The 12,176-nt window shown below is 55.9% G+C and carries 9 protein-coding genes and 1 pseudogene; 4 read left to right on the top strand and 6 right to left on the bottom strand.

Going from position 1 to position 12,176, the window contains the following annotated elements; genetic code table 11:
- The first annotated feature begins 4 nt into the window (after window positions 1-4).
- The 3 genes from tpiA to eno are packed head-to-tail and all read left to right on the top strand — an operon-like array spanning window position 5 to window position 4,766.
- Window positions 5-1,930 carry a triose-phosphate isomerase gene (gene tpiA, locus LKE88_RS04055; protein ID WP_231086170.1) on the top strand — a complete coding sequence of 642 codons (1,926 nt, stop codon included), beginning with the start codon at window positions 5-7 and terminating at the stop codon, window positions 1,928-1,930.
- An 8-nt stretch (window positions 1,931-1,938) separates the two neighbouring features.
- On the top strand, window positions 1,939-3,468 hold the full coding sequence (gene gpmI / locus LKE88_RS04050; RefSeq protein ID WP_105327346.1) for a 2,3-bisphosphoglycerate-independent phosphoglycerate mutase: 1,530 nt from the start codon (window positions 1,939-1,941) through the stop codon (window positions 3,466-3,468).
- Between the two features lie 11 nt (window positions 3,469-3,479).
- A complete protein-coding gene (gene eno, locus LKE88_RS04045) occupies window positions 3,480-4,766 on the top strand; it encodes a phosphopyruvate hydratase (protein WP_105327347.1) in 1,287 nt (428 codons plus the stop codon).
- A 64-nt stretch (window positions 4,767-4,830) separates the two neighbouring features.
- Here the strand turns inward: eno and LKE88_RS04040 are convergent, their stop codons facing one another.
- From LKE88_RS04040 to LKE88_RS04015, 5 genes and pseudogenes are all read right to left on the bottom strand, one after another.
- A complete protein-coding gene (locus LKE88_RS04040) occupies window positions 4,831-5,595 on the bottom strand; it encodes a sugar phosphate isomerase/epimerase family protein (RefSeq protein WP_105327348.1) in 765 nt (254 codons plus the stop codon).
- A complete protein-coding gene (locus LKE88_RS04035; RefSeq protein ID WP_105327349.1) occupies window positions 5,592-6,656 on the bottom strand; it encodes an ABC transporter ATP-binding protein in 1,065 nt (354 codons plus the stop codon). The genes LKE88_RS04040 and LKE88_RS04035 overlap by 4 nt, the downstream gene beginning before the upstream one ends.
- 14 nt (window positions 6,657-6,670) lie before the next feature.
- A pseudogene (locus LKE88_RS04025) lies at window positions 6,671-7,501 on the bottom strand (carbohydrate ABC transporter permease).
- A 12-nt stretch (window positions 7,502-7,513) separates the two neighbouring features.
- Window positions 7,514-8,419 carry a carbohydrate ABC transporter permease gene (locus LKE88_RS04020; RefSeq protein WP_105327351.1) on the bottom strand — a complete coding sequence of 302 codons (906 nt, stop codon included), beginning with the start codon at window positions 8,417-8,419 and terminating at the stop codon, window positions 7,514-7,516.
- An 81-nt stretch (window positions 8,420-8,500) separates the two neighbouring features.
- A complete protein-coding gene (locus tag LKE88_RS04015) occupies window positions 8,501-9,796 on the bottom strand; it encodes an ABC transporter substrate-binding protein (protein WP_105327352.1) in 1,296 nt (431 codons plus the stop codon).
- 345 nt (window positions 9,797-10,141) lie between these two features.
- On the opposite strand from LKE88_RS04015, the gene LKE88_RS04010 reads away from it, so the two are divergent.
- On the top strand, window positions 10,142-11,608 hold the full coding sequence (locus tag LKE88_RS04010; RefSeq protein WP_105327353.1) for a C69 family dipeptidase: 1,467 nt from the start codon (window positions 10,142-10,144) through the stop codon (window positions 11,606-11,608).
- A gap of 70 nt (window positions 11,609-11,678) precedes the next feature.
- Here the strand turns inward: LKE88_RS04010 and LKE88_RS04005 are convergent, their stop codons facing one another.
- Entirely contained in the window at window positions 11,679-12,083 is a 405-nt protein-coding gene (locus LKE88_RS04005; protein WP_276802815.1) for an ArsR/SmtB family transcription factor, read from the bottom strand.
- Window positions 12,084-12,176 lie beyond the last annotated feature (93 nt).

Raw genomic sequence — 12,176 nt, 5'->3', positions numbered from 1 at the left:
ATCCATGGAAAAAAAGACGGTCAAAGATATTGATCTGAAAGGGAAAAAGGCACTGGTGCGGGTGGACTATAACGTCCCCATGAACGACCAGGGGGAGATTACGGATGTGATTCGTATCGAAGCTTCCCTGCCTACCCTGTACTACCTGCTGGACCAGGGCGCTGCAGTCATTCTGCTGGCGCATCTGGGACGGCCCAAAGGCAAGGTAAACCCCAAATACAGCCTGAAGCCTGTGGCAGAATGCCTGTCCAACATGATCCATCGGCCGGTGAAATTTGCCGAGGACTGCATTGGACCTGTTGCCCAAAAGGCTGCTGAAGTGCTGCAGCCCGGGGATATCCTGCTTTTGGAAAACCTGCGCTTCCATCCGGAAGAAGAAAAAGATGATCTGGGCTTTGCCCAGGAACTGGCTTCCCTGGGGGATGTGTACGTCAACGACGGCTTTGGCGTATCCCACCGGGCCCACGCTTCCGTAGAAGGCATCACCCATTATCTGCCGGCTGTAGCTGGCTTCCTGCTGGAAAAGGAAATTGCCTACCTGGGCAACGCTGTGGATAAACCCCAGCGTCCCTTTGCTGCCATCATCGGCGGCGCCAAGGTAGCCGACAAAATCGGGGTTATCCGCAGCCTGATCAAAAAGGCTGACGTAATCCTCATTGGCGGCGGCATGGCCAACACCTTCCTGGCTGCCCAAGGCTATAACCTGGGCAAATCCCTGGTGGAAAAAGAAAGCCTGGGTATTGCCAAGGACCTTTTGGCCGAAGCAGCAGCCCAAAACACCAAAATGCTCCTGCCGGTGGACCTGATTATGGCCGAGAAATTTGACAATAACGCAGAACACGAAGCAGAAGACCTGGATAAACTGAATCCGGAATACATGGCCCTGGATATCGGCCCCAAAACGGCTGAGCTGTACGCCAAGACCCTGGCCGGCATGAAGACCATTGTGTGGAACGGTCCTATGGGCGTATTCGAAATGCCCAACTACGCGGAAGGCACCCGCCGGGTGGCCGAAGCTATGGCTGCTTCCGAAGGGATTACCATTGTAGGCGGCGGCGATAGTGCTGCAGCCGTAAAACAAATGGGCCTGGACGACAAGATGAGCCACGTTTCCACGGGCGGCGGTGCTTCCCTGGAATACCTGGAAGGCAAGGTCCTGCCGGGCCTGGCTTCCCTGGATGACCTGAGAACCCCCATTGTGGCTGGCAACTGGAAATGCAACAAGACCGTGGACGAAGCCCTGCAACTGGCACACGAAGTGCTCCACAGCACGGAAGAAGCCAGATGTGAAGTGGTGCTGTTCCCGCCCTTTACGGCGCTGGAATCCGTAGCCGCAGTAGTGGACGACGCAGGCCTGGGCTACGGCGCCCAAGACCTGTTCTACGAAGACGAAGGTGCCTACACCGGTGCCGTTTCCGGCAAGATGATTGCCGAAATCGGTTCCCAGTACGTTATCGTAGGCCATTCCGAACGGAGAAAATTCTTCGGGGAAACCAACGACCTGATTGTGAAAAAAGTGCTGGCTGCCTATCGCAACGACCTGGATCCCATCCTGTGCGTAGGGGAAGACGCTGACGAACACGAAAAAGGCTCCACCAAGGACAAGATTTTGTCCCAGCTGCTGCCCGTGCTCCAGGTACTCACCGACGAACAGGCCAAGCGCCTGCTGGTTGCCTACGAACCGGTTTGGGCCATTGGCACCGGCAAGAGCGCCGAAGTGCGTGATGCCGTAGCGGCTGCCGAACTGATCCGCAGCGAAGTGGCCAAGAAGTTTGGCAAGGACGTAGCCCGCTACACCCGTATTCTGTACGGCGGCAGCGTGACCAGCGAAAATGCCCATGCCTTCCATGAAGACGGCATCGATGGGGTTCTGGTAGGCGGCGCCAGCCTGTCTGCCAAAGACTTCTCCGCCATTGCCAACACGTTTTGAGGCGGCTTATGAGTAGTAAACTTGCTGTACTGATGATTCTGGACGGGTGGGGCATTGCTCCGCCCGGTCCAACCAATGCGGCTTTCTGTGCCCGGACGCCCCATTTGGATTTTTATTTCAACCGGTATCCCCATAGTGAGCTTCTGTGCTCCGGGGAAGCGGTGGGGCTCCCTGACGGCCAGATGGGCAACTCCGAAGTGGGCCATCTGAGTATCGGCTCCGGCCGGATTGTGTACCAGAGCCTGACCCGGATTACCCGGGCGGTGAAAGACGGCTCCCTGGAAAAGAACCCGGTGCTGCTCCAGGCTATGGAGCAGGCCAAGGCACCTGGGAAGACCCTGCATCTCATGGGGCTCCTCAGTGACGGCGGTGTCCACAGCCATATTGACCACCTGCTGGGACTTTTGACCATGGCCAAAAAGCAGGGAGTGGAGCAGGTATGCATCCACGCTTTCCTGGACGGCCGGGATACGCCGCCCCAAAGTGCTGGGGTGTACCTGGAACAACTGGAAAAAGCCTGCCAGGAACTGGGTCTGGGCCGTATTGCCACCGTTTCCGGTCGGTACTACGCCATGGACCGGGATAAACGCTGGGAACGGGTGGAAAAGGTGTACGCTGCTATGACGGGAACGGAAGCTCCCAGCTATGACAGTGCCGCCGCAGGTCTCAAGGCTTCCTACGAAGCCGGCAAGACCGATGAATTTGTGGTGCCCTTCCAGGTGAAGGGAGCCTTTGCTCCGGTGAAAGCCGGGGACAGCGTGATTTTCTTCAACTTCCGCCCGGACCGGGCCCGGGAACTGACCCATGCCTTTACAGATGCGGACTTTACGGCCTTTGCCCGGCCTCAGGAAGCCTATCCGGTGCATTTTGTCTGTATGACGGAATACGAAAAGGGCATTGCTGCGCCGGTGGCTTTCCCGCCGGAAGAAATCAACGATACCCTGGCAGAAACCGTTTCCAAGGCGGGCCTGAAGCAGCTGCACATAGCCGAAACCGAGAAGTACGCCCACGTGACCTTCTTCTTTAACGGCGGCCGGGAACAGCCCTTCGCTGGCGAAGACCGGATTCTCGTGCCCTCTCCCAAGGTGGCAACCTACGATTTGCAGCCGGAAATGAGTGCCTATCTGGTTACGGAAAAGCTCAAGGAAGCCCTGGAAAGCGAAAAGTACCAGCTGGTGATTTTGAACTTTGCCAACCCGGATATGGTGGGCCATACCGGCTCCTTTAAGGCTGCGGTAGCCGCAGTGGAAGCCGTGGACGAATGTGTAGGCGGTCTGGTAGAAGAAATCCTGCGCCAGCACGGCACAGTGTGCATTACGGCTGACCATGGCAACGTGGAAGAAATGGAAGACCCCATTACCCACGCCCCCATGACGGCCCATACCACCAACCCGGTGCCCTTCCTGGTAGTGGGACAAGGCCCCGAGGTGAAGGTGGAAAACGGCGGGCTGGCGGATATTGCGCCCACCCTGCTGGATATTTTAGGTTTGGACAAACCGGCAGCAATGACCGGCCACAGTTTGTTAGTACATAAATAGAGGTGGAAAATATGCCAATTATTGAAAATGTATGCGCAAGAGAAATCCTGGACTCCCGGGGCAATCCTACGGTTGAAGTAGACGTACTGCTGGACGACGGTACGGTGGGCCGCGCTGCGGTTCCTTCCGGCGCTTCTACCGGCGTGCACGAAGCTGTAGAACTGCGGGATGGAGATGCCAAACGCTTCGGCGGCAAAGGCGTCAACAAGGCTGTGGAAAACGTCAATGAGACCATTGCCGATGCCTTGATTGGCCTGGATCCTACCCGTCAGGTAGAAATCGACGAAATGCTGATCCGGCTGGACGGCACCCCCAACAAGGGCCGTCTGGGTGCCAACGCCATCCTGGGCGCTTCCCTGGCTGTGGCCAAGGCTGCTGCCGAGTCCCTGGGTCTACCTCTGTACCAATACCTGGGCGGCGTTAACGCCAAGGAACTGCCGGTGCCCATGATGAACATCCTGAACGGCGGTGCCCATGCAGACAACAACGTGGACATCCAGGAATTTATGGTTATGCCCGTTGGCGCTGACAGCTTCGCAGAAGCCCTGCGCATCAACGCGGAAATTTACCAAGCCCTGAAGAAAGTGCTGAAGGGCCGGGGCCTGGCTACCGCTGTAGGCGACGAAGGCGGCTTTGCTCCTAACCTGGAATCCAACGAAGAAGCCTTGCAGGTCATTGTAGAAGCCATTGAAAAGGCTGGCTACAAACCCGGTGAAGAAGTGATGCTGGCCATCGATACCGCTGCCAGCGAACTGTACACCGATGGCAAATACGACCTGAAGGGCGAAGGCGTGGTAAAGACCTCTGCCGAAATGGTGGACTGGTACGCCGACCTGGCTGACCGGTATCCCATTATCTCCATCGAAGATGGTCTGGCAGAAGACGATTGGGACGGTTGGAAGCTGCTCACCGACAAGCTGGGCAAGAAGGTCCAGATTGTGGGCGACGACCTGTTCGTGACCAACGTAGAACGGTTGGCCAAAGGCATCGAACTGGGCGTAGCCAATGCCATTCTGATCAAATTGAACCAGATTGGTACCCTGACCGAAACCCTGTCTGCCATTGAAATGGCCAAACGGGCTGGCTACACCGCCATCGTTTCCCACAGAAGCGGTGAAACGGAAGACACCACCATTGCTGACGTGGTAGTAGGCGTCAACGCCGGCCAAATCAAATCCGGTGCACCCTGCCGGACCGACCGGGTGGCCAAGTACAACCAGCTGCTGCGGATCGAAGAAGATCTGGGTGCTGCTGCCCAATACAACGGCCTGAAGGTATTCTACAATTTGAAGAAATAATCCTTCGGGATAGAAAAATCCCCTGCTTTGGAAAGTTCCAAGGCAGGGGATTTTTACGTTCTAGTTACAGGGTGTAGCGTTTGCACAGACCGGCCAGGTGCAGGTTCATGCCTTCGGTGGGCAGGCTGGCGTATTCCAGGACCAGCCGGGCCTGGGGAGCGAACTTCTTCACGCCGCTAAAGAAGCCGGGCCAGCTGATGGTGCCGGAGCCCACAGGCAGGTGCTGGTCGCCCTGGCCATCGTTGTCGTGGACGTGGCAGCCCAAGAGCCGGGGGCCAAACTCCCGCAGCACCTCCGTCAGGTTCCAGCCGTTGACATGGGCGTGGCCCGTGTCCAGCAGGAAGAAGGCTTCCGGGAAAATTTCCTTTAGGGCGGAGAAGTGTTCCCAGTCAAACAGTACGTTGTTATAGGGCCGCAGGCCTACGTTCTCGATGACCAGGGGAATCCCCGCTTCCTCGCTGATTTTCAGCAGGGTGGACAGCTTCCGCCAAACCCGGAGCCGCAGGGTTTCCAGGGTTTCTTCCTGGGGCAGGGCCTCGTTGGTGTGGATCACCACAAACTCCGCCTGGATTTTGGCAGCGTAGCGGAAGGTGTCCAGAAACACGTTCAGGTAATGGGTTTCGTCCGGGGCCGCCAGATTCACCTGGACGCAGGGGCCGTGGACGCTGATGCCGTTATGGCGCTGGTCGGTCATTTGGGGCAGCACCGCATCCCAGTAGGCCGGGGTGCCAAACTCGTAGAAGAATTCCAGCCCGTAGGCCTTGTCCAATTTACAGAAGTCGTGGAAGCGGAAGCCGGCGTAGGCCAGGTCGCTGACGGACAGTTTCATAGTAGAACCTCGCTTTCTGCATCAAAGAAACAGGTATCTTCCCAGGCAAAGCTGATGCCGGGGGCATTTTCCGGCATGGGGGCGGCGGTGCTTAGCCGCAGGTCCGTACCGTCCGGCAGGGTCAGATACGTAATCCAGTGGCTGCCCAGGTTTTCGGCGTAGCTGCGGACGGCGGGGAGCATGGCGTCCGGGGCAAAATGGCATTTTTCCGGTCGGATGCCCAGGATAATTTCGTCCCGGGCGTGGAGCTTCTCCGCATAGGGGGCCGGTACCTGGAGCCGGTGCTTGCCCCAGATCAGCACATCGGTGCTGACCTTGGCCCGAATCAGGTTCATGGCCGGGGTGCCGATGAACTGGGCCACAAAGGTGTTGGCCGGCCGGTGGTACACGTCCTCTGGAGTGCCAATCTGCTGCAAGATGCCCTGGTTGATAATGGCAATCCGCTGGGCCACGGTCATGGCTTCCACCTGGTCATGGGTTACGTAGATCATGGTGGGGTGGTAGATTTCGTGGAGCTTTACCAGCTGGGTCCGGGCCTGCTGCCGGAGCTTGGCGTCCAGGTTGGACAGGGGTTCATCCAAGAGAAAGTAGGGGGACTGCTTTACCAGGGCCCGGCACAGGGCCACCCGCTGCTTCTGGCCCCCGGACAGCTCCTTGGGGTAACGCTGGGTCAGGCCCTCCAGGTCCAGCAGCTCGATAACCTGCTGGGTGCGGTTTCGGATTTCTTCTTCCGGCAGCTTTTGCAGGTGCAGGCCAAAGGTGATGTTGTCCCACACGGTCATGTGGGGGAACAGGGCGTAGCTCTGGAACACCATGGCAATATTCCGCTTGCCGGGGGCCACGTCGTTGACCCGCTGGTCGCCCATATAAAGGTCACCGCTGGTAATGGATTCCAGACCGGCAATCATGCGCAGGGTAGTGGTTTTGCCGCAGCCGGAGGGGCCCAAAAGAATCAGCCGCTCCCCCTGGCGGATGGACAGGTTCAGGTCCCGGACCACCTGGACTTTCCCGTAGACTTTGGATACGTGCTTAAAGGTCAAACTGTATTGGGGCTCAGACATGGAGTACCTTCCTTTCAGCCCTTCATGCCGGACTGCATGAAGGTATTGAGAATAAATTTTTGGCAGAACAGATACAGGATCAGGGGCGGCACGCTGGTCAGCATGGCTACGGCCATGGCGATGCCCCATTCACTGCCCCCTTCGGCGCTGATGAACATCTGGAGGGCCAGGGGCAGGGTGTAGTTGTCCCGGTCCTGGAGAATCTAGAGGGGCCAGAAGTATTCGTTCCAGGAGTTGATGAAGAAGAAAATCCCAATGGCCAGGGCGGAGGGCTTTACCAGGGGGAAGACAATCTTCCGCAAAATGGTCAGGGCCCCGGCGTTTTCCAGCACCGCCGCTTCCAACAGTGCCTTGGGAATGCCCCGCATGGTCTGGCGCAGGAGGAAAATCCCCATGCCGTCTGCCAGGCTGGGCAGAATGACGCCCCAGGGGGTATTTAACAGCCCCAGCTGGCTCATGAGCAGGTAGTTGGGCATAATCAGCACGGTGGTGGGAATGAAAAAGGTCAGCAGCATGGCATTAAACAGGGTTTCCCGGCCCTTAAAGTCGTAGTACACAAAGACAAAGGACGCCAGGGTACTGGTTACCAACTTGCCCACGGTGACGATGCAGGCAATGAAGAAGGTGTTTCCCAGGAAAATGAAGAAGGGAAAACGGTCCAGCACCACCTCGTAGTTGTCCCAGGTGGGGGGCCAGGCAAAGGGGTTCAGGGATGCTGCAAAAATCTGGTTCATGCTTTTAAAGGACGTGGTAAACATGAACAGCAGGGGGTACAGGGTCAGCAGTACGGCAAAAAGCAGCAGCAGGTTCCAAAGGGGGCTTGTACCCGCAGATGGTTTTTTCATGGCAGCCTCCTTTTAGTTTTCGTAGTGGACACGTTTGTCCAGGAACCGGGTCTTCAGCGCCAGGAAAATCAAATACACTGCCATACACAGCATGGCAAAGGCTGCGGATTTGCCTGTCTGGAAAAACACCAGGGCGTATTGGTAAACGATATAGACAATATTGGAACTTCCCTGGTCCGGACCGCCCTGGGTCAGCATATTCACCGGCACCAGCATATACTGGAGCCCAAAGATAATGGTAATGGTGAACACGTAGAGGGCGGTGGGGGAGGTCATGGGAACGATAATCTTCCGGAAGATGGTCCAGTTGGAAGCATCTTCCAGCCGGGCGGCTTCAATCAGCTCCCGGGGTACGGCCACCATGGCGGCCAAAAGGACAATCAGGTTGTAGCCAAAGGCCTTCCAGCCGATGATGGTGGCAATGGCAAAAATTACCAGGCCGTCTTCCTTGAACCAGCGGGGGGATTCTACGCCAAAGTAGTGGAGAATCAGGGACACCGGGCCGGCCAGGGGATTGTACATCCACAGGAAGATAATGCTGGCTACAGCCAGGGAAATGGTGCTGGGCAGGAACAGGGCGGAGCGGTAGAAGGTCTTTAACTTTTCGTTCTGCACCAGGTAGGCCAGGACGAAGGAAAAAACATAGGGCAGCAGGAAGTTGAAAATCAGGAGGAAGCCGGCCAGGGTAAAGGTATTGCCCAAAATCTTGGCAAATTCCGTGCTGGCAAAAATCTCCTGGTAGTTTTGCCCACCTACATATTTCATATCGGGACTGATCATATTCCACTGGAAGAAGCTCAGGTACGCATTCTGCACCAGGGGCTTGTAGTAGAACAGCCCGAAAATCACCAGGGCTGGCAGCATAAACAGCAGCGCCCGGCCCAGCTGGCTTTTGGAGGATTTTACCGGAGTGTTCATAGGAACCTTCTTTCTTTGCTTAGAGATAAGGGAAAGGACCGGGAAGCCAGCATCCCTAGCTCCCGGTCCTCAAGAGTCCTGCTACAGCAGGGCGTTCACTTTTTCAGCGGTTTCTTTCAAAGCATCTGCAGCGGATTCCTTACCGCTCAAGATTACATCTCGCACGTCGATCAGCAGCTGTTCCGCTTTCAGACCGTTGGCACCAGGGAAGCTGGCCCATTTAACCAGGTCAGGCATAGTGGACAGGGCGTTTTGGATGTTCTTGTTGCCGTCAATGACTTTCTTGAAGGCGGAACCTTCAGCATCCATGCCTTTGCGGGGCGGCAGGTAGCCGGTACCGGTGCTCCATTTGGTCAGGGCTTCCTTGGATTCCAGGAATTTGATGAATTCCCAGGCTGCTTTTTGCTTGGCAGGATCCTTGGAGAAGCACATCAGGAAGTTGCCGCCGGCAGGTACCTTGCGGGCTTTGCCGTCAAATACGGGGAAGGGTTCGGCAATGACCTTGAAGTTGGCGCTCTTTTCAAAGTTGGCCCGTTTGCCGATGGTGGTGCAGACCATGCCCACCTTGCCACTGATAAAGGCCTGGAAGCCTTCTTCGTTGGTGGCGTGGAGGCCGCTGCCGTTTTTCACCATATCTGCCAGCAGCTGGTAGGCTTGGGCAGCTTCGGGGCTGTCAAAGGCAGCGCGGACTTTGCCGTTTTCCTTCTTCAGCATTTGGCCGCCGTTGGATTCGATGAGCGCCTGCTGGGCCCAGTTGTCGGCGTATTCCTGCATGAAGAAGCCAGGGTCGCCGGTCTTTTCTTTAATGATGGCGGCGTCTTTGGCCACTTCCGACCAGGTCTTGGGCGGGTTGTTGGGGTCAAGGCCGGCTTTTTGGAACAGATCCGGGTTGATGTAGAGCACGGGCACGGATACGGAGTAGGGCAGACCAATCTGTTTGCCGCTTTCCGTTTGGGCCAGGGCCAGCACGTTGGGCAGGAAGTTTTCCTGGAGGTAGCCCTTGTCGTACTTGTTGGCCAGTTCGTTGATATCCGTGTACTTCAGGTTATCGTTGGCGTAGTTCAAATAGCTGTAGCCCATTTGGACCACGTCCGGGTTTTTGCCGGAAGCCAGGGCTGCCTGGAGATTCTGGGTCAGGCCCTTGTACATATCCGGATTGTATTTTTCGGTGACTTCAATATCCGGGTGGGATTTGTTGAATTCTTCCACCAGCTGTTTCACGGTTTGTCCGCCGAAGTTTTCGGCAGCCACATGCCAGTATTCAATTTTGACTTTCTTGTCAGCCGAGCCGCCGGTGCCTGCTTGGGAGCCGCAGCCCATAATGCCCAGGGACAGTACCCCTGCCAGGGCCAAGGCCAACGTTTTGGATAATTTCATAGTGTTCCTCCTGTGAAATGGTTTTTGTTTTGTCACAAAGCCAGTATAAAAAGTTCATGTATGAAACCTGTGCACAGGGGGTAAAATTCCCGTAAAATTTCACTAGATTGAAAATTCCAAAGCGTCATGCTATAATAAATAAAAATATGAGATAATTTTTAGCGGCATATAACGGAAACTGTTGGGAGGTTAGTCATATGAAACAACATAAATTTTGGGCTTGGGCCACCTGTTTTGCCTTTGTGATGACCATGGTAACGGGAATGAAAAGAAAATAATGCAGCAAAGGACTGACGCAGGCTAGCACCCAGCGCAGTCCTTTTGTTTCTGAAAGGAGTCTTAACCATGCCTTGTACAACCTTACTGGTAGGAAAGAATGTAAGCTATGACGGGTCCACCCTGATGGCCCGGAACGAGGATTCCCCCAGCGGGCAATTTACCCCCAAAAAATTCATTACGGTGCTGCCCGAGGAGCAGCCCAAGGAATACCATGCCGTACTGTCCAAAGTGGTGATTCCCCTGCCGGATAACCCCCTGCGCTATACGGCCATGCCCAATGCCCAGAATAACGAAGGGATTTGGGGCGAAGCCGGCATCAACGCCTGCAACGTGGCCATGAGCGAAACGGAAACCATTACTTCCAATCCCCGGGTGCTGGGAGCGGACCCCCTGGTCAAGGACGGCATCGGGGAAGAAGACCTGCTGACACTTGTCCTGCCCTATATCCGCACGGCCCGGGAAGGGGTGTTGCGGCTGGGGAAGCTGCTGGAAACCTACGGCACCTATGAAATGAACGGCATTGGCTTCCAGGACGTGAACGAAATCTGGTGGCTGGAAAGCATCGGCGGCCATCATTGGATTGCCAAACGGGTACCCGATGATGAGGTGGTAGTCATGCCAAACCAGCAGGGCATCGACTATTTTGACCTGTGCGACGCCTTTGGGGAGCAGAAGGAACACCTGTGTTCCCAGGATCTGCTGAGCTTTATTACGGAAAACCACCTGGACCTGACCCTGAACGAGGAACGGGACGTGCCACTGGCTAAGGATACGGTGTTTGATTGCCGGCTGGCCTTTGGCAGCCACGATGATGCGGACCATACCTACAATACCCCCAGAGCCTGGTTCATGCTCCGGTATCTGGCCCCCTTCAGCTACAAATGGGAAGGGCCCGACGCCATTTTCCGCCCGGAAGATGACGACCTGCCCTGGTCCCTGGTCCCCGACCGGAAAGTGACCGTGGAAGACGTAAAATACCTGCTCAGCAGCCATTACCAGGGCACCCCTTACGACCCCTATGGCCGGGGCAGCGAAGCCCAGAAGGGCAAATACCGGCCTATCGGCATCAACCGCACCAACTTTGTGGCCCTGACCCAGCTGCGGCCCTATATGCCGCCGGAAAAAATGGCCGTGGAATGGATTGCCGAAGGCTGCAACGTGTACAATGCCTTCGTGCCCTTCTACGCCAATGTGGACCGGACCCCGGAATACCTGTCCCAAACCGGCGAGCTGCCCGATACCCACGAGTTTTATTGGGCCAACCGGCTGATCGGCGCCCTGGCAGATAGCCACCATGCGGCCACCGCCAGCGCCATTGAACGCTACCAGAACGCCGTAGCGGCCAAGGGCCGTGCCCTGCTCCAGGAAGGGGATAAGGCGGACCTGCCGGCGGACGGCGTCAGCGAAGCCCTGGCCCAGTGGAACGACAAAATTGCCTCCATGGCCCAGGAAGAAACCCAGAAAGCCCTGGGCAAGGTCCTGTACGAAGCCAGTAACGGCATGAAAAACAGCTTTGCCCGTTCCGACGCCTAAGCAAACAGCAAAATAGACGCAAAAAAGCCTTCAAGTTCCAGCCCGGTGCTGGAGCCTGAAGGCTTTTTCATTAATCCAGGTCGTCGTCCTTATTTTCTTTCTGTTTTTCTACCTTGGGACAGGTAATGTCAATCAGTAGTTCAATCATATGGTGGAGCAGCCGGACTTCTTCGGTATTGGCTGCCTTGTAGTAGGTTTCCTTGCCCGAACGGCGGCTGACAATCAGGCCGTTTTCCCGGAGCTGCCGCAAATGGTGGGACAGGGCAGGACTGCTCATGTGCATCAGGGCCGACAGATTGATGACGCATTCCTCAAAATGGCACAGGAACCAGAATAACTTGATGCGATTGTTGTCGGATAAACAGCCAAACAGTGTGGAGACAGCAGAAAAATTGGTTTGGTCCGGCAGGTCCTTCAAAACGTAATTGAGATTTTCACCGTGATCATGAGGCAGAGCTTCCATGCATATCTTCATCCCTTCGCTTTGATAATGGATTTGTCAGTATTCATTATACCATAATATCGTATGTTTTCTGAAAATAGCTAAAAAGAATTTTTTTCGCCGGAA

This window comes from Acidaminococcus hominis, from assembly GCF_022484025.1.
Taxonomy (GTDB): Bacteria; Bacillota; Negativicutes; order Acidaminococcales; family Acidaminococcaceae; genus Acidaminococcus; species Acidaminococcus hominis.
Note: the sequence above shows the minus strand (reverse complement) of the source record. Positions and strands in the feature narration are given on the sequence as shown.

Excerpts from the sequence above, each read along its gene's own strand:
- gpmI (WP_105327346.1), top strand. The coding sequence starts at position 1,939 with ATGAGTAGTAAACTTGCTGTACTGATGATTCTGGACGGGTGGGGCATT.
- LKE88_RS04035 (WP_105327349.1), bottom strand. The coding sequence starts at position 6,656 with ATGTCTGAGCCCCAATACAGTTTGACCTTTAAGCACGTATCCAAAGTC.
- LKE88_RS04005 (WP_276802815.1), bottom strand. The coding sequence starts at position 12,083 with ATGAAGATATGCATGGAAGCTCTGCCTCATGATCACGGTGAAAATCTC.
- LKE88_RS04020 (WP_105327351.1), bottom strand. The coding sequence starts at position 8,419 with ATGAACACTCCGGTAAAATCCTCCAAAAGCCAGCTGGGCCGGGCGCTG.
- LKE88_RS04010 (WP_105327353.1), top strand. The coding sequence starts at position 10,142 with ATGCCTTGTACAACCTTACTGGTAGGAAAGAATGTAAGCTATGACGGG.
- LKE88_RS04015 (WP_105327352.1), bottom strand. The coding sequence starts at position 9,796 with ATGAAATTATCCAAAACGTTGGCCTTGGCCCTGGCAGGGGTACTGTCC.
- tpiA (WP_231086170.1), top strand. The coding sequence starts at position 5 with ATGGAAAAAAAGACGGTCAAAGATATTGATCTGAAAGGGAAAAAGGCA.
- LKE88_RS04040 (WP_105327348.1), bottom strand. The coding sequence starts at position 5,595 with ATGAAACTGTCCGTCAGCGACCTGGCCTACGCCGGCTTCCGCTTCCAC.
- eno (WP_105327347.1), top strand. The coding sequence starts at position 3,480 with ATGCCAATTATTGAAAATGTATGCGCAAGAGAAATCCTGGACTCCCGG.